Source organism: Pseudomonas sp. D1-36, assembly GCF_051132205.1.
GTDB lineage: Bacteria > Pseudomonadota > Gammaproteobacteria > Pseudomonadales > Pseudomonadaceae > Aquipseudomonas.
This window is the reverse complement of the sequence record NZ_CP071674.1, coordinates 1,465,541-1,482,747: the sequence shown is the minus strand read 5'-3', so window position 1 is coordinate 1,482,747 and position 17,207 is coordinate 1,465,541. Positions and strand designations below refer to the sequence as shown.

Annotated in this window: 14 protein-coding genes, 4 tRNA genes and 1 riboswitch; of the genes, 3 read left to right on the top strand and 15 right to left on the bottom strand. The window is 59.5% G+C overall.

Annotated elements, in window-relative coordinates; all coding sequences use genetic code 11:
• Window positions 1–32 precede the first annotated feature (32 nt).
• The 4 genes from J3P76_RS06650 to J3P76_RS06635 form a co-directional block, all read right to left on the bottom strand.
• Window positions 33–1,274, bottom strand: coding sequence for a glutamine synthetase family protein (locus J3P76_RS06650; protein WP_434702023.1), 1,242 nt, complete (start codon window positions 1,272–1,274; stop codon window positions 33–35).
• A 217-nt stretch (window positions 1,275–1,491) separates the two neighbouring features.
• Entirely contained in the window at window positions 1,492–2,184 is a 693-nt protein-coding gene (locus J3P76_RS06645; RefSeq protein ID WP_434607338.1) for a sensor histidine kinase, read from the bottom strand.
• Window positions 2,177–3,784, bottom strand: coding sequence for a response regulator (locus tag J3P76_RS06640; protein WP_420767491.1), 1,608 nt, complete (start codon window positions 3,782–3,784; stop codon window positions 2,177–2,179). Before J3P76_RS06640 ends, J3P76_RS06645 begins: the two co-directional genes overlap by 8 nt.
• Window positions 3,785–4,002: 218 nt before the next feature.
• Window positions 4,003–4,079, bottom strand: a tRNA-Arg gene (locus tag J3P76_RS06635).
• Between the two features lie 524 nt (window positions 4,080–4,603).
• Here J3P76_RS06635 and J3P76_RS06630 point away from each other — a divergent pair.
• On the top strand, window positions 4,604–4,930 hold the full coding sequence (locus J3P76_RS06630; RefSeq protein ID WP_003178899.1) for an Arc family DNA-binding protein: 327 nt from the start codon (window positions 4,604–4,606) through the stop codon (window positions 4,928–4,930).
• Between the two features lie 129 nt (window positions 4,931–5,059).
• Here the strand turns inward: J3P76_RS06630 and mgtE are convergent, their stop codons facing one another.
• Complete coding sequence (mgtE, locus tag J3P76_RS06625) at window positions 5,060–6,502, bottom strand: magnesium transporter (RefSeq protein ID WP_420767492.1); 1,443 nt, start codon at window positions 6,500–6,502, stop codon at window positions 5,060–5,062.
• Window positions 6,503–6,823: 321 nt separating this feature from the next.
• Here mgtE and J3P76_RS06620 point away from each other — a divergent pair, with 321 nt between their 5' ends.
• Window positions 6,824–7,315 (top strand): cell envelope protein SmpA, encoded by a 492-nt coding sequence (locus J3P76_RS06620; RefSeq protein ID WP_434701684.1) that lies wholly within the window; start codon window positions 6,824–6,826, stop codon window positions 7,313–7,315.
• A 40-nt stretch (window positions 7,316–7,355) separates the two neighbouring features.
• Here the strand turns inward: J3P76_RS06620 and J3P76_RS06615 are convergent.
• The 7 genes from J3P76_RS06615 to ltaE form a co-directional block, all read right to left on the bottom strand.
• A tRNA-Arg gene (locus tag J3P76_RS06615) sits at window positions 7,356–7,432 on the bottom strand.
• 72 nt (window positions 7,433–7,504) lie between these two features.
• Window positions 7,505–7,581, bottom strand: a tRNA-Arg gene (locus J3P76_RS06610).
• Window positions 7,582–7,688: 107 nt separating this feature from the next.
• Window positions 7,689–7,779, bottom strand: a tRNA-Ser gene (locus tag J3P76_RS06605).
• Window positions 7,780–7,841: 62 nt separating this feature from the next.
• Complete coding sequence (csrA, locus tag J3P76_RS06600) at window positions 7,842–8,030, bottom strand: carbon storage regulator CsrA (protein WP_003178872.1); 189 nt, start codon at window positions 8,028–8,030, stop codon at window positions 7,842–7,844.
• Between the two features lie 184 nt (window positions 8,031–8,214).
• Window positions 8,215–9,456 carry an aspartate kinase gene (locus J3P76_RS06595; RefSeq protein WP_039591870.1) on the bottom strand — a complete coding sequence of 414 codons (1,242 nt, stop codon included), beginning with the start codon at window positions 9,454–9,456 and terminating at the stop codon, window positions 8,215–8,217.
• Window positions 9,457–9,541: 85 nt separating this feature from the next.
• On the bottom strand, window positions 9,542–12,163 hold the full coding sequence (gene alaS, locus J3P76_RS06590; RefSeq protein WP_434701683.1) for an alanine--tRNA ligase: 2,622 nt from the start codon (window positions 12,161–12,163) through the stop codon (window positions 9,542–9,544).
• Between the two features lie 146 nt (window positions 12,164–12,309).
• On the bottom strand, window positions 12,310–13,314 hold the full coding sequence (gene ltaE, locus J3P76_RS06585) for a low-specificity L-threonine aldolase (protein ID WP_434701682.1): 1,005 nt from the start codon (window positions 13,312–13,314) through the stop codon (window positions 12,310–12,312).
• 182 nt (window positions 13,315–13,496) lie between these two features.
• Window positions 13,497–13,664, top strand: a riboswitch (FMN riboswitch).
• A gap of 98 nt (window positions 13,665–13,762) precedes the next feature.
• On the opposite strand from ltaE, the gene J3P76_RS06580 reads away from it, so the two are divergent.
• On the top strand, window positions 13,763–14,272 hold the full coding sequence (locus tag J3P76_RS06580) for a 6,7-dimethyl-8-ribityllumazine synthase (RefSeq protein WP_434607346.1): 510 nt from the start codon (window positions 13,763–13,765) through the stop codon (window positions 14,270–14,272).
• A gap of 134 nt (window positions 14,273–14,406) precedes the next feature.
• Here J3P76_RS06580 and astE read toward each other — a convergent pair whose 3' ends face one another.
• From astE to astB, 3 genes are all read right to left on the bottom strand, one after another.
• The gene (gene astE, locus J3P76_RS06575) at window positions 14,407–15,414 is read right to left on the bottom strand and encodes a succinylglutamate desuccinylase (protein ID WP_434701681.1); all 1,008 of its coding nucleotides are present in this window, start codon (window positions 15,412–15,414) and stop codon (window positions 14,407–14,409) included.
• Window positions 15,415–15,426: 12 nt separating this feature from the next.
• Complete coding sequence (locus J3P76_RS06570; protein ID WP_003178862.1) at window positions 15,427–15,714, bottom strand: hypothetical protein; 288 nt, start codon at window positions 15,712–15,714, stop codon at window positions 15,427–15,429.
• 69 nt (window positions 15,715–15,783) lie between these two features.
• Window positions 15,784–17,130 (bottom strand): N-succinylarginine dihydrolase, encoded by a 1,347-nt coding sequence (gene astB, locus J3P76_RS06565; RefSeq protein WP_434607350.1) that lies wholly within the window; start codon window positions 17,128–17,130, stop codon window positions 15,784–15,786.
• Window positions 17,131–17,207 lie beyond the last annotated feature (77 nt).

Genomic DNA, 17,207 nt, shown 5'->3' with positions numbered 1-17,207 from the left:
TCTTTGGAAGATAGCCCGAATGCGACGGTTCGTTATGCCTGGGCCGCCAAAACGCGCCGCTCCCAGGGCGTGATTTCGTCAAAGAAACTGGTCAGTTCCAGGGTTTTCGAGGCAACGTAACCTTCGATGAACTCGCTACCGAACAGTTCCTTCGCCAAGTGGCTACGCTTGAGACGTTCAAGCGCTGCATGCAAGGTACATGGCAGGGAAAGATTCTCCGGCACCTCGAACTCGCCCTGGATCGCGGCACCCGGTTCCAGGCGATTCTCGATGCCATGGAGCCCCGCCGCCAGACTGGCGGCAATCGCCAGGTAAGGGTTGGCATCGGCTCCCGGCAAGCGGTTCTCGACCCGCCGGGCTACCGGCGCACTCGCAGGAATGCGCAGCCCGGCCGAACGATTGTCATGGGACCAACAGGCATTGTTTGGCGACGCGAATGGATGGCAGAGGCGGTGGTAGGAATTCACGTTTGGCGCGAACAGCGCGGTGAAATCCGCCATGCCGGCCTGCTGCCCGCCAATGAAGTGCCGGAACGTCGCGGTCGGCTCGCCCGCATCGTCGCTGAATACATTGCGACCGCTGCCCAGCTCGACGATGCTCTGGTGAATGTGCATCGAACTGCCCGGCGTTCGCGCCAGCGGCTTGGCCATGCAGACCACCGTCAGGCCATGCTTGAGGGCCACCTCCTTGAGCAAATGCTTGAACAGGAACGTCTGGTCGGCCAACAGCAGAGCATCGCCGTGGAGCAGATTGATTTCAAACTGGCTGACGCCCATTTCATGCATGAACGTGTCGCGCGGCAGGCCTAGCGCCGCCATGCATTCATAGACTTCGGTGAAGAACGGTCGCAGGCCGTTGTTGGAACTGATGCTGAACGCCGATTGGCCATCTTCGCGACGACCATCCAGGCCCATCGGCGGCAGGAATGGCTGGGAAGGATCCGGGTTGGGCGCGAACACAAAAAACTCCAGCTCCGTCGCCACTACCGGCGCTAGCCCGAGCGTCGCATATCGAGCGATCACGGCCTTGAGCTGACCGCGCGTCGACAGAGGTGAGCTTTCGCCGCTGAGCTCATCGGCGTCGCAGATCGCCAAGGCGCGTGGCGGATGGCTCCACGGCAGCCGGTGGATCTGCTGTGGATCGGCCACCAACGCCAGGTCGCCGTCGTCACTGCCGTAAAAGCGCGCTGGCGGATATCCGCCCATGATGCATTGCAGCAGCACACCGCGCGCCATCTGCAACCGCCGGCCTTCAAGGAAGCCCTCGGCGCTCATTACCTTGCCCCTGGGTACGCCATTCAAATCCGGCGTGACACATTCAATCTCATCAATGCCCGTCAATCGCTGTGCGAGTGAACACTGGCCATCGGTCGTCATGACGCAATCCTTGTTATGTGCGAGCCGCGAACGGCAACCCGTACAAAATAGGCTCCGGCTGTTCGGAATATCAAGCATCCCGAGACAATAAACATCTGACGGGGATATGGACAGCTCAGGGCAGGTAAAGCCTGAACACCCCACCGCCCAGCACACCGCCATTGGCAATCTCGGTATGCCCGCTCAAGCCGCCACGCTGATGCAACCCGGCGATCCTGGCGGCGAAATACAGGCCAAGGCCGGTGCTGCCGCTGCTGTGGTTGATGCCCTGCACATACTCGGCCTGGCGCTCAATCATTTCGGCCGGGTAGCCTTCGCCGTCGTCATTGATGGTCAGCACCAATTGCCCAGCCTCGTCGCTCACGCTGATCAACAACGCCTGGCGCGCGTGGCGAATGGCATTGTTGATCATGTTGTCGAGCACCGACGCGATCAGCTCACGGTCGAAGAAACCCAGCGGGCTCAGCGGATCGACCTCATAGGTGGCCATGATCCCGCGACTGCGGAACACGTCCTGATGGCCGGCCAACTGCGCTTCGATGAAGTCATCCAGTTCGTGGTAGGCCGGATGCAGCGGCAATTGATTCACGCCCAGCTTGTATAACCCGAGCAACTGCACCAGCAGCCCATTGAGATGGGCAAACTCGAACTCCATCACGCCCTGCTCCGAGGTCTGCCGCGAAGGTTCCGGCAGGCGCTCGAGCCATTGCGTATGAGCCTGCATGAGCAGGGTCAGGGAGTTTTTCATGTCATGCACGGTAGACGCGATCACCGTGGAGAAATCGAGAGCTTGTTCGCTGTCATTCATCGCCAAATGCCTTGCTTCGCAGTTTCTGATAACGCGCAAAACGCGCATCGGTGTCGGGCATCATGCCCACCAGTTTCAGGCAGGCACGGCATTCCTGCAGCAGCTGCGATTCAACACTGGTATCGGTGCCGTGCAGCAGGGATTGCGCCATGTTCAGGGCAATACTGATGTTCTTCGGCTGCAGCTTCAGTGCACGCCGGAACAATTCCCGCGCCTCGGGTAACGCGCCGGTCTTGTAGACACGCACGCCTTCGCGGTTCAGCTCGGCGGCGGCGTTGCCCTGGTTAAGGATATTCGGGTCGTCGGTGAGCTTGGCAATGCCCTGCATCACGGTCGGATCATCGCCATAGATCTCCGCGCAGTTCTTGAGCATCGATTCGCCGGCGCTGGTCTGGCCGAGCATCTGTAGCTGCTTGGCCACCAGCAGCGCGGCTTCGGCACTCATGAACTGTTCCATGCCGTCGAGACGCTGCAAGGCTTGCTCGGTGAGCTTTTCGGCGGTTTCGGCATCATTGAGCAACAGGCTCGTTGCTTTCATCAGCCGCGCCCGGACCTGCAGGCCCGGATCGCTGGGGTTATCTTTCGCCACCGCGCTAAGCGTGGTGTTGATTTCCAGCCTCGTCCGGGTGTCCAGGCCCTTCTCGCTGCCCTTGCTGATCAAGGCATGGGCCAGGCCAAGGTTGCTCTCCGGATCCTTGAATCGCGATTGCGCCCCCTGCCCGACCGCCTGGCGATAGGCTTTCGACGCGGTCTCGTAATCCTCGTTGGTCATCGCCAGCTTGCCCAGCAGTGACTGCCGACGCACCGCCAACGGCGACAACCGCACCGCTTCCTCCAATACGTTCTGGGCCTGCTTCGTGTCGCCTTCAGCCACCAACACGTCGGCCATGCCGTCGTACAGGGCCGGCATCATCGGAAAGACTTTCAGGGCCTTTTCATAGACAGCCTTGGCTTCGCCTATCTGCCCGCGCTTGAACAACAACTTTCCCAACCCCGCGTACGCCCACGGCAACGGGCGATCCGCGATGATGGAGTTGTACAACCGCTCAAGGGCCTCGTTCTGATTCAGGTCGCGCAGCGCATCGGCCCGATAACGCAGGCACAGTGGCCCGTAGCGCGGGTCCTGCTTGCACAGGGCGATGCAAGCATTGAGCACTTCCATCGGCTTGCCACGATCGAGCGCCTGCAGGATCGGTTTGAGCAACGTTTTGCGCTGCTCCAGGCGCTCCAACCGCTGGGCCAGGCCGGAGCGATTGAATGGTTTGGTCAGGTACGCATCCGGCTCATGTTCCAGGGCGCTGAGCACCATGGCCTGGCTGGTCTCGGCGGTCACCATGAGAAACACGCTCTCATGGCTGATCAACTTCTCGACCATCAGGTCTTCCAGCACCTGCTGGCCGTTCTTGCGCCCGTCGCCCAGGTGATAATCCTGCAAGATGAAGTCATAACGCTTCTGCGAACACATGCGCAGCGCCACTTCACCGGTATCGGCGGTGTCCACGTCCTTGACGCCCAACTCCCGCAACATCGACCGGACGGAGCTGCGGAAATCCGAGAAATCATCGACGATCAGAAAACTTTTTTGGTGGTACGCCAGCATCGAGGATGTCCAGGCAAATAAGAAAATGAACTCAATGGCAAAACAAACAAAACACCGCCTCACGGCCGGCAAAGCGCGCAGATGATAGACAGCCGCGACGCATACCGCGAGCCGTTCCAGGACGCCGGGACGTCAGGAAAGGAGACTCATCGGGTTATCGGCCGCAAACGGGGTTCCGTTAGAAGATCGTGGGGACTTGCAGGGCTGCGGGATAATAATGGTGTCCCAGGGCAGGTTCGAACTGCCAACCTTCCCCTTAGGAGGGGGATGCTCTATCCAATTGAGCTACTGAGACACGGGTCGACCACGAGAAACGCGGTGCGTTGGACGGCGAGCATGTTAACGGTCACTCTCGCGTTTGTCATGTCGTCGCTGCCTATTAAGTGTAGGCAAATAGTACGACCCTTACGCCACGCCAAGGGAAGGCCGCCCAAATATGGCGCCATTCATCTATCCACAGCCTCCGGGCCTAGTAAATCGGCCTTTTGCCACTATCCTATACGTAACTAGAAAGGCAGACGTTTAGTTGCGTATCGGTTATCCGCCCAACGGTATGGCACAACGACACGATGCAGTGGTCACAAAATGCGGAACCTGTGTGTTTTTCAAACCAGTCCGCATTTTTTGAGAAGAGTACTGGCATAACGCCTTTACCCGGATCAGAATTTGTCACAGAATTGGCGCCAATGATCTGGCAATTTTGAGGCATGATGCGGCCTCTTAACATTCAGGTTGAACATTTGGCAACGGGCCTTGTCCTATCGACATCCTGCGGCCAATCCCCAGAACCGCTCCCCTGAACTAACCGGTTAAATAAATATGCGCCCATTGAAACAGGCAATTTATTCCAGCCGTACGGCTGACAAGTTCGTCGTGCGTCTGCCAGACGGAATGCGGGAACGCATTGCCGAGGTGGCTCGTAATCATCACCGCAGCATGAACTCTGAAATCATCGCGCGCCTTGAGCAAAGCCTGATTCAGGAAGGTGCGTTGGGTGAAGAATTGAGCATGCGCCTGGACAGCCCGGAGCTGTCGCTGCATGAGCGCGAGTTGCTTCAACGCTTCCGACAACTCTCCCATCGCCAGCAGAACGCCCTCGTTTCGCTGATTGCTCATGATGCCGAAATGGCCGCTGACGCGTCCTGATCGTGTCCAGGGTAATAAAGCCAGCTTAACGCTGGCTTTTTTTTCGCCCGGCGTTTGGCGACCTGGGGGGCGGGGAAACCATCACCCAGAAAAAAACCCGCCAGTCAGGCGGGCTTCTTGATAAGCCACTCAGAGCAGGAAAATCGTCGCCAAGCCCAGGAAGATGAAAAACCCGCCGCTGTCCGTCATGGCGGTGATCATCACGCTCGCACCCATTGCTGGGTCGCGCCCCAGGCGCGCCAGGGTCATGGGAATCAAGACGCCCATCAGCGCGGCCAACAGCAGATTGAGCGTCATCGCCGCAGTCATGACCACGCCCAGCGACCAGCTGCCATACAGCAAGTACGCCACGACCCCGATCACCCCTCCCCAGATGACGCCATTGATCAACGCAACGGCCAGTTCCTTGCGCATCAAACGCGATGTATTGCCGGTACTGACCTGGTCCAATGCCATGGCGCGGACAATCATGGTGATGGTCTGGTTGCCGGAGTTACCACCGATACCGGCAACGATGGGCATCAACGCCGCCAGTGCGACCAGCTTTTCGATGGAGCCTTCGAACAGGCCGATGACGCGGGACGCGACAAAAGCCGTGATCAGATTGATCGCCAGCCAGGCCCAACGGTTACGCAGGGACTTCCAGACCGAGGCGAAAATGTCCTCTTCTTCCCGCAGACCCGCCATGCTGAGGACTTCGCTTTCGCTTTCCTCACGGATCAAGTCCACCATTTCGTCGATGGTGAGACGGCCGATCAGCTTGCCGTTCTTGTCCACCACCGGCGCAGAAATCAGGTCGTAACGTTCGAATGCCTGGGCCGCATCGTAGGCGTTTTCGTCAGGATGGAAGCTCACAGGGTCGCTGGCCATCACCTCGGCCACTTGCTTCTCCGGATCGTTGACCAAAAGACGCTTGATAGGCAGAACGCCTTTGAGCACGCCGTCATAATCGACCACGAAGAGTTTGTCGGTATGGCCCGGCAATTCCTTGAGTCGCCGCAGATAACGCAAAACCACTTCAAGGCTGACGTCCTCGCGGATCGTCACCATCTCGAAGTCCATCAGCGCACCGACCTGCTCCTCGTCATAGGACAATGCCGAACGCACACGCTCGCGCTGTTGACCATCAAGAGCTTCCATCAGCTCATGGACAACGTCCCGTGGCAATTCGGGAGCAAGGTCGGCGAGCTCGTCGGCGTCCATCTCCTTGGCCGCTGCGAGAAGCTCATGGTCATCCATGTCTGCGATCAGGGTTTCACGAACCGAGTCGGAGACTTCGAGCAGGATGTCGCCGTCGCGATCGGCCTGGACCAATTGCCAGACGGTCAGACGCTCTTCCAGCGGCAAGGCTTCAAGGATGTAGGCAACGTCGGCCGAGTGCAGATCATCGAGCTTACGTTGCAACTCGACGAGATTCTGCCGATGTACCAGGTTCTCGACCCGATCGGAATGCGGACCTTCCTGGCGATGCGTGAGGTCTTCCACGACGCGCTGGCGATGCAACAGCTCAACGACTTGAGCGAGGCGATCCTGAAGGCTTTCCTGCGTTTTTTTTACTTCTATTTCAGTCATAGGCGAACTCCACTCCCAGCAGTGGAGCACGCCGGAAGGATCAATCAGTTAATTCATGATTGGCAAAAAGAGATATTGAGTAACTACTGGGTAAGTCCATGAAGATATTCCAAAGCCCCGGCGGGGCTGACGGGCGCAATCATACACCGCTTGGCGCCGTAACACGTTAAAAAATCATGGCAAGAACAAGTGCTTGCGAGACAAACCTGAACACAGGCTGAACGTCTGTTTCTACGACGACTTATCCTGAAAAGAAAACACAGCCCCAGGGAGAAATGTCACAGCTATCCTTTTTTATTTACCGTCAAGGAGGACGGCAGCATGCCCGTAAGCCGCTATCTGCTTCTGCTCGCCACCCTGCCCTGCCTGCCTCTCTGGGCTGCCGATCACGTTGTGCACCGCTGCGAAAACAGTGCTGGGAAAATCACGTTCACAACCCTCAGTTGCGAGCCGGGAGAAACCCTGACAATGCAGCAGGTTCATACATACAGCCCGCCCCCTATCGAGCCGATGCTGCCCGAAGCCGAAGGTCGGCAAACATCCAGCAACAAAACCAGACGCAAGGAACCGACCATTGTTGGACAACTCGAGGACAGCTGTGGAAACCAGATCAACACCAACCAGCGCCGCGAAGCCATCCTGAAGCGACGAATCGTTGTCGGCATGAGCGAACAAGACGTCGTCAGCGCGCTTGGCAAACCGGATACGATCAAGGTTCGAAATTCGAGCACTCGGTACACCTACAAGACACAGAAAGGTCGGAGCGCAGAGGTCGTGTTCGACGAGAAGGGATGCGTGAAAGGCAAATCGTAGACAGCAAAAAGCCCGCGTTAAACGCGGGCTTTTTGGTGTATGGTGCACTCGACAGGATTCGAACCTGTGACCGCTCGGTTCGTAGCCGAGTACTCTATCCAGCTGAGCTACGAGTGCAAGTTGTGGTTTTATACCAGATCACAACTGGTTGAAGCCAAGTTATTTGCATTGCTGCAAGCAACTCTTAAATGGTGCACTCGACAGGATTCGAACCTGTGACCGCTCGGTTCGTAGCCGAGTACTCTATCCAGCTGAGCTACGAGTGCATTTGTTGCCGCGCATTATAGGTCGCCGAATCTTTTTGTAAAGCGCTTTTTTCAGTAATTTCAATCACTTACCGATCAAGCAAGATAACAGCGCACTAAACGAATAATGGCGGAGAACGGGGGATTCGAACCCCCGACACCCTTTTGAGGTGTACTCCCTTAGCAGGGGAGCGCCTTCGGCCACTCGGCCAGCTCTCCGCAACACGGGGCGTATATTAACCACCTTCATCCCCGTTTGCAAACATAAAAATCGATAAAAATTAATGGCTTGGTTCGTCGTCCTTCTCTTTCTTGATACGCAGGTAGATTTCCTCCCGGTGCACAGCGACCTCCTTCGGCGCATTGACGCCGATACGCACTTGGTTTCCTTTGACGCCGAGCACGGTCACGGTGATTTCGCCATCGCCAATAATCAGGCTCTCTGCGCACCGACGGGTCAGAATCAGCATACGTTTCTCCTCACGCGATTCAGTTCAGGAACAACAGTCTGCAAAAAAAGGGCATGGGTCCTACAACCGAAACGCTCGCGGCCCACAGGCCTAGTATTGACCAGCGGGTGCAAAAGAACAGTTTTGGAACATGCCATTCAGAAAAACAAAGGGCGCGGTCGAAGCCGCGCCCTCAGGCAACGCCTTACTCGCCCTGTCGGGCTGCGGCGTCGAGTTCAAAAGCCGTGTGCAGGGCGCGCACGGCGAGTTCCAGGTACTTCTCCTCGATCACCACGGAAACCTTGATTTCCGAGGTGGAGATCATCTGGATATTGATGCTTTCCTTGGCCAGGGACTCGAACATGCGGCTCGCCACGCCCGCGTGGGAGCGCATGCCAACACCAACGATCGAGACCTTGGCAATCTTGGTATCGCCCACCACTTCCCGGGCGCCAATCTCGTCGGCCGTCTTCTTCAGCACGGCTTCGGCGGACTGGTAGTCGTTGCGGTGCACGGTAAAGGTGAAGTCGGTGGTGTTATCGTGCGCAACGTTCTGCACGATCATGTCGACTTCAATGTTGGCGGCACTGATCGGCCCCAGAATCTTGAAGGCCACGCCGGGGGTGTCTGGCACGCCACGGATGGTCAGCTTGGCTTCATCGCGGTTGAAAGCGATGCCGGAAATGATCGGCTGTTCCATGGATTCCTCTTCATCAATAGTAATGAGGGTGCCCGGACCCTCCTTGAAGCTGTGCAGGACGCGCAGCGGAACGTTGTACTTGCCGGCGAATTCAACCGCGCGGATCTGCAATACCTTGGAACCGAGGCTGGCCATTTCCAGCATCTCTTCGAAGGTAATCTTGTCCAGGCGCTGAGCCACGGGCACAACCCGTGGGTCGGTGGTATAGACGCCATCCACATCGGTGTAGATCTGGCACTCGTCAGCCTTGAGGGCTGCTGCCAGCGCGACACCAGTGGTATCGGAACCGCCACGACCAAGGGTGGTGATGTTGCCGTGCTCATCCACGCCCTGGAAACCGGCGACAACCACGACACGACCGGCCTTCAGGTCACCACGAATTTTCTGATCGTCGATCTGCAGGATACGCGCTTTGTTATGCGCGCTGTCCGTCAGGATACGGACTTGGTTGCCGGTGTAGGACACCGCCGGCACGCCACGCTTGATCAGCGCCATGGCCAGCAAGGCGATGGTCACCTGCTCGCCGGTGGAAACGATCACATCCAGCTCGCGGGGGACCGGTTGCTGGTCGCCGCTGATTTGCTTGGCCAGATCGATCAGACGGTTGGTCTCGCCGCTCATTGCCGACAGCACGACCACCAGGTCATCGCCAGCGTCACGGAATTTCTTAACCTTGTCGGCGACTTGTTCGATTCTCTCGACGGTGCCGACCGAGGTGCCTCCAAATTTCTGTACGATCAAAGCCATTTCAAAGCCGCCTCTGCCCGTGAAGGGCGCCCAAATAATCACTCAACAGCGGCCGGGTCCGCCTTGGCGAACCCGGGGCGCCGCCTTAAATACCCTGCTCTACAAATGCAACGGTCTGGGTCAATGCCGCGTCCAGGGCGCCGGCATCGGTACCGCCGCCTTGCGCCATGTCTGGACGACCACCGCCCTTCCCGCCCACTGCCGCAGCGGCCTGCTTCATCAAATCACCGGCTTTGAGTTGGCCAGTCAGGTCTTTGGTCACGCCTGCGACGAGAACGACCTTTTCCTCATGGACACCGCCGAGCAGGATCACTGCGCGGCCGAGTTTGTTTTTCAGTTGATCGACCAGCGCCAACAAGGCCTTGCCGTCTTGGCCGTCGAGACGCGCGGCCAGCACTTTCACGCCCTTGACGTCCACGGCCTGGGCTGACAGATCGTCGCCCGCGGCGCTGGCGGCCTTGGCCTGCAACTGCTCGAGTTGCTTTTCCAGCGCGCGGTTGCGCTCCAGCACAGCCGACAGCTTGTCGATCAGGTTGTCGCGACTGCCCTTGATCAGGCTGGCCGCTTCCTTGAGTTGTTCTTCCGCCGCGTTGAGGTACGCCAGCGCCGCTGCGCCAGTGACGGCCTCGATACGTCGCACGCCGGAGGCCACGCCGCCTTCGCTGATGATCTTCAGCAGGCCGATGTCGCCGGTGCGATTGGCATGGATGCCACCGCACAGCTCAACGGAGAAGTCGCCCATGCTCAGTACACGGACACTGTCGCCATACTTCTCGCCGAACAGCGCCATCGCGCCCTTGCGCTTGGCGGTCTCGATATCGGTTTCTTCGGTTTCTACCGGTGAGTTCTTGCGGATCTGCGCGTTGACAATGTCTTCCAGCGCCTTGATCTGCTCAGGCTTGATGGCTTCGAAGTGGCTGAAGTCGAAGCGCAGGCGCTGGCTGTCCACCAAGGAGCCTTTCTGCTGGACATGCTCGCCCAGCACCTGGCGCAACGCTGCGTGCAGCAAGTGCGTGGCGGAGTGGTTCAGGGAAGTCGCGTGGCGAACCTCGGCATCGACATGAGCGGCCACTGGGGCGGCGATCATCAGGCTGCCGGAAGCCAGCACGCCGTGGTGCAGGAAGGCACCGCCGGTCTTGGTGGTATCGCGTACATCGAAGCGCGAATTGCCCGCCTGCAGGTAACCGCTGTCGCCGATCTGGCCGCCGGATTCGGCGTAGAACGGTGTCTTGTCCAGCACGATCACGCCTTCCTGGCCTTCGCTCAGGATGTCGACCGACTGCCCATCCTTATAGATGGCGACGATCTTGGCCGAACCGGTGGTCGCGGCGTAGCCAGTGAACTCGGTCGCCACGTCAACCTTGACCAGGCTGTTGTAGTCCATGCCGAAGGAGCTCGCGGAGCGCGCACGCACACGCTGGGCTTCCATCTCGCGCTCGAAACCTTCCTCGTCGAGGGTCAGGTTGCGCTCGCGGGCGATGTCGCCAGTCAGGTCCATCGGGAAGCCGTACGTGTCGTACAGTTTGAACACCACATCGCCCGGGACCACGTTGCCCTTGAGTTCGGCCAGGTCCTGCTCGAGGATCTTCAGGCCTTGCTCCAGGGTCTTGGCGAACTGCTCTTCTTCGCCCTTGAGCACGCGCTCGATATGCGCCTGTTGGGTCTTGAGTTCCGGGAAGGCTTCGCCCATCTCGGCCACCAGCGCCCCGACGATCTGATAGAAGAAACTGCCCTTGGCGCCCAGCTTGTTGCCGTGGCGGCAGGCGCGGCGGATGATCCGGCGCAGCACATAACCGCGGCCTTCGTTGGAAGGCAGTACACCGTCGGCAATCAGGAAGCCGCAGGAACGGATGTGGTCAGCGACTACTTTCAGCGAAGCCTGGTTGTCGTTGGTGCAGCCGATGGCCTTGGCCGACGCGCTCAGCAGGCTCTGGAATAGGTCGATTTCGTAGTTGGAGTGAACGTGCTGCAGCACCGCGCTGATCCGCTCCAGGCCCATGCCGGTGTCCACCGACGGTGCTGGCAGCGGATGCAACACGCCATCGGCGGTGCGGTTGAACTGCATGAAGACGTTGTTCCAGATTTCGATATAGCGGTCACCGTCTTCTTCCGGCGAGCCCGGTGGGCCACCCCAGATGTCGGCGCCGTGATCGTAGAAGATCTCGGTGCAAGGGCCGCATGGGCCGGTGTCACCCATGGTCCAGAAGTTATCCGACGCGTAGGGCGCACCCTTGTTGTCGCCGATGCGCACCATGCGCTCAGCCGGGACACCGACGTCCTTGGTCCAGATGTCATAGGCTTCGTCGTCGGTGGCATAGACCGTTACCCAAAGTTTTTCCTTGGGCAGGTTCAGCCATTTGTCAGACGTGAGGAACGTCCAGGCAAAGGTAATGGCGTCACGCTTGAAATAATCACCGAAGCTGAAGTTGCCCAGCATCTCGAAGAACGTGTGGTGACGAGCGGTATAGCCGACGTTTTCCAGGTCGTTGTGCTTACCGCCGGCGCGCACGCACTTCTGGCTGCTCACCGCACGGGTGTAGGCACGTTTTTCCTGGCCCAGGAAGCAGTCCTTGAACTGGTTCATCCCCGCGTTGGTGAACAGCAGGGTCGGGTCGTTGCCCGGAATCAAAGAGCTGGAGGCTACTCGGGTGTGGCCTTGCTCTTCGAAGAAGCGAAGGAAGGCTTCACGGATTTCTGCGCTTTTCATTAGGTTCTTCCACGGAGGCTGCGGCCAAAGGCCTGTGCAAAACGTCAACAGACGGAGCAACGGCAAAGGGCCGCATTATATCGGCCCTTCGCGTGGGGTACAGCGTGTTTATGCGATAGAAACTATCAATTACCCCGGTTCCCGGGTCATTGGCGGGAAAATTCGACGAAAGTGGTGATCACGTGATCGATTTGCGCCGCGCTCACGTCCATGTGCGTCACCATTCGCAGCCGTGAAGCCGCGCTGAGCTTGACGCCCCGCTCATCGGCAAACGCCTTGATCGCCTCGGCCCGCTCACCCATTTGCACGTAGACCATGTTGGTATGCACCGGCTCGACCTCGTAGCCCGCCGCGCGCAAGCCTTCGGCGAGCCTCTGAGCATTGGCGTGGTCATCAGCCAGGCGCTGGACGTTATGGTCCAGGGCATACAGCCCCGCCGCAGCGAGGATTCCGGCCTGGCGCATCCCCCCGCCAACCATTTTGCGCAGCCGGCGGGCCTTGCGGATCAGCTCGACCGTGCCGCACAGCACCGAGCCCACCGGAGCACCCAGCCCCTTGGACAGGCACACCGACACCGAATCGAAATGTTGGGTGATTTCCCGGGCATCGACATTCAGCTTGGCGGCGGCGTTGTACAACCGTGCCCCGTCCAGATGAAGGGCAAGCCCATGCTCCTGGGTAAAGCGCCGGGCTCGGGCCAGGTAATCCAGCGGCAGCACCTTGCCCTGCATGGTGTTTTCCAAGGCTAGCAGTCGCGTGCGGGCAAAGTGGAAATCGTCGGGCTTGATCGCCGCCGCGACGTGCGCCAGGTCTAACGAGCCGTCCGCCTGCACTTCGAGAGGTTGCGGCTGGATCGAACCAAGCACCGCCGCGCCGCCGCCCTCGTATTTGTAAGTGTGGGCTTGCTGGCCGACGATATATTCGTCGCCGCGCTCGCAATGGGCCATCAACCCCAGCAGATTGCTCATGGTGCCTGAGGGCACGAACAGTGCCGCGGCAAAACCCAAGCGCTCGGCGAGCTCGGCTTCGAGACGGTTGACAGTCGGGTCTTCGCCATACACATCGTCGCCGGTCGGCGCGCTGGCCATGGCATCCAGCATGCCGGCGGAGGGTTGGGTGACCGTGTCGCTGCGAAGATCGATAACACTCATGAATCTGGCCTCGGGTTCTGGTGGGGAAAATTCCCTTTCTAAGGGCAATTACTGCGGGCATGGCGCGGAATAATCAAGCCCAGGACCACACGGACCATCCAAATCACCTGTGGTAGCGAGCTTGCTCGCTCCCACAGGGGTTATGTGTTAAAAATCCTCCGCCGTCACAAAATGTGTCGGCAAAACGTTCTCAGGGCGGGGTGCGATTCCCCACCGGCGGTAATTGCGCGCAATGCGCATAGCCCGCGAGCGCTTGGCACTACACGGCTTTCGCGGTGCAGCGGCAAGGTCAGCAGACCCGGTTTGATCCCGGGGCCGACGGTCATAGTCCGGATGAAGAGAGAACGGGATCGACACCCAAGGGCCGACTGCGACTCTGTGCGCGGCGTACCCTCGAATCCCCTTCGATTCATGACGCCCTGTTTTTTACACAAACAGGAACCAGAACATGCAACCCACCGCAATCGACAGCAAGACCAAAACCCATCCGGGCGAGCGCGTCGCGTTCATCCAGGCCTGCTGGCACAAGGAAATCGTCGACCAGAGCCGCAAAGGCTTCGTCGCCGAAATGATCAGCCAGGGCTACCAGGAAAGCGACATCGACTTCTTCGAAGTCGGCGGTGCCTTTGAAATCCCGCTTCACGCCAAGTTGCTGGCCAAATCCGGCCGTTACGCCGGTATCGTCGCTGCCGGCCTGGTGGTGGATGGCGGGATCTACCGCCACGAGTTTGTCGCCCAATCGGTCATCACCGGCCTGATGCAGGTCCAGTTGGAAACCGAGGTACCGGTGTTCTCGGTCGTGCTGACGCCGCATCACTTCCATGCAGGCGAAGAACACCAGAAGTTTTTCTTCGAGCACTTCGTACACAAGGGTCAGGAAGCGGCGAAGACGTGTGCCGATACGCTGCATAAGACTCGGGCGTTGCGTCGCAGTGAGCAGCGGGCGGTAGCGGTTTAAAAGCCGCTAAAAAACCTGTGGGAGCGAGCTTGCTCGCGATAGCGGTGCTCCAGCCGACATCCTTGTCGCTGACACTCAGCTATCGCGAGCAAGCTCGCTCCCACAGGGGTTCAGCGGCGTGCGTGAGATTCGGGTCAGGCCAAGTTTTCGTCAGTCGCTGGCACGATCAGGATGCCGGCCCGCAAACCATTCTTCACCTTGGGGTTCGGGAAGATGATCCGGGCGCCCTCTTCTTCGATCACCCAGCGGGTCTGGGCGATGTCTTCGGCCAGCACATAGCCTTTATCCAGCTCCGAGAAATTCTCGATGTCCGCGGGCAGATTCAGGCGGAAGCTGTCGCTGTGCTTGATGATTTCCCGCGCCACGCTGAACAGTTGCAGGCCGTCCAGGCTGTCCTCCAGCTCGGGCTCATTGCCTTCGATGATCTGCTGCAGACGGGTTTCCAGCAAGTTGACGTTGACGCCGTTGTTTTGCCCGAACGGCCGGGCCTTGCCCAGTTCCAGGGTGAAGGACTCGGCACCGAGCTGGTCGTAGGTGTAGGCGCTGAATACGATGGAGGGCTTGTTCTGCAGCAACACTGCTTCCATGCCCGCCGCGCGCAGGCGCGCCAGCTCACGGCGTGAGTGCTGGCGGCCTTCTTTCCAGGGGTACAGGGCGAACTGCTCGATCTTCGAGCCGCGAATGGCGGTGTGCAGGTCGTAGTGCAGACGGCTGCGGTCCGGCACGCTGAAAAAACTTGCGGCCAAGCGCTCCAGCTCACAGGCGCGCAACGCCTCGGGCCCGCCACTCAACTCATGGCGACCATTGAACAGCCGGTTGACGTCCTGCTCGACAAAGCGCTCGCCGCGACGGATTGCCTCGGGATTGCCGAACAGGAACAGAATGCGCGCCCGGGGCTTCAGGTCGCCACGGGCAATGTCATGCAACAGCCGGTCAAGCAATTCGATCGGCGCGGTTTCGTTGCCGTGGATACCCGCCGACAGCAGCAGGTCCAGGCCATTATCCCGGGCTTCGGGCGGCTTGACCTCCAGCGCGCCCTCGCTCAGCCAGCGCATCCGTACGCCTTCGACAGTCAGTTGAGTCTTCTCCGCCGGTTCACGGCCGGCGAGGGTCAGTTCAAGCAGTTTGCCGAGGGCGAGCATAATGCGGTTTCCTTAATGGTCGTGGCCGCAATCCGGGCCATGGACATGGTCATCGTCGCCGACGTCCGCCGGTTCCATTTCCAGTTGCAGGCTGACCAGGTTGGTCGCCAACGGACGCAACAGCAGGTTGGCGTATTCCTCGTCTCCTTCCTCCACGTCGACGCCGATCAGCAACTGACCACGGCCGTCCTGCTGGATCCACAGTTCCTTGCCCTGCCACATCACCGCGACGCGGGTGCAGGAGGTTTCCAGTTGCGTGCCGTCGGTGTCTTCAAGAATCAGCTGCAGGGTATCGCTCATGTTTTTACATTCTCGTCTGGGGATAAGGCAACGCGCCCTGCTTTGACTGTAGTCAGGTCGCGCGCGCTTTCAATTGATCTGGAAAGGATAGACCGAGCCAAGTTTAAGGATTTGTGTCAGCTCATCCAGGGCCGACCGGCATTCAAGCAGCAACTGCGGGTCCGCCAGGTCGTTTTCGGCCATGCGGTCGCGGTAGTGGCGCTCGATCCACTGGGTCAGCGAATCGTACAGCGGCGCGGTCATGATAACCCCTGGGTTGACGGCGGCCAGCTCGGTTTCGTTCAACGCCACGCGCAACCGCAGGCACGCCGGGCCGCCACCGTTCTGCATGCTTTGCTTGAGGTCGAAGACCTTCACTTCCCGGATGACACCGCCAGAACCCGTCAGGCCTTGCAGGTACTGCCAGACGCGTTCGTTGCTGCGGCACTCTTCCGGCACGATCAACAGCATCGAGCCATCGGGACGCGACAGCAATTGGCTGTTGAACAAGTAGGAACGCACCGCGTCATCCACGGTGACCGCCGAACGCGGTACACACACCGACTGAAATTTCCCACCAACCTTGGCGAGTTTGCTGCTCAGCTCGGCCAGCATCTTGTCGGTCTCGAGGAACGCATCCTCGTGATAGAACAACACCTCGCCATTGCCCACTGCGATCACGTCGTTGTGGAAAACCCCCTGGTCGATCACCGCCGGGTTCTGCTGGGCGTAGACCACGCCCTCTTCGCTCAAGCCGTGCAGGCGGGCAACGGCGCGGGACGCTTCGAGGGTCTGGCGCGCCGGGTATTTCTGTGGCGAAGGGAAACGGCTGTCGAATGCACTGCGACCGAACACGAAGAACTCGACACCGGCTTCGCCATAGGCGCGACAGAAACGCGTGTGGTTGGCCGCGCCTTCGTCGCCGAACTGTGCCACCGCCGGCAATGCGGCGTGGTGGGCGAAGTGTTGCGCGTTGGCAAACATCGCCCCCAGCACGCGACTGGTGGTCGGGTGTTCGATGCTGCGGTGGTATTTGCAGTTGAGGTTGGCGGCGGTGAAATGCACGCGACCGTCAGCCGTGTCGGCGCTCGGGCTGACGGTGGCGGCGTTGGCTACCCACATGCTCGAGGCCGAGCAACTGGCAACGAGCAACGGCATGGCTTCTTTGGCGGCCTGCTGGATGACCTGGGCATCGCTGCCGGCAAAGCCCAGCCGGCGCAAAGCCGCTACGTCCGGGCGCTCCTGCGGCGCCAGCACCCCTTGCTGGAACCCCATGTCCATCAGCGCTTTCATTTTCGCCAGGCCTTGCAATGCCGCTTCCTTGGGGTTGGAAGATTGCTGGCTGTTGCTCTGGGAGGCGACGTTGCCGTAGGAAAGCCCGCCGTAGTTATGGGTCGGCCCCACCAGACCGTCAAAGTTGACTTCATAGGATTTCATCAGCGAGGCTCCACGAGAATCTGTTTTTATAGGCATCAGTAAAGACCGCAGTGCGGGCTTCGTCGGATCGCCGCCCG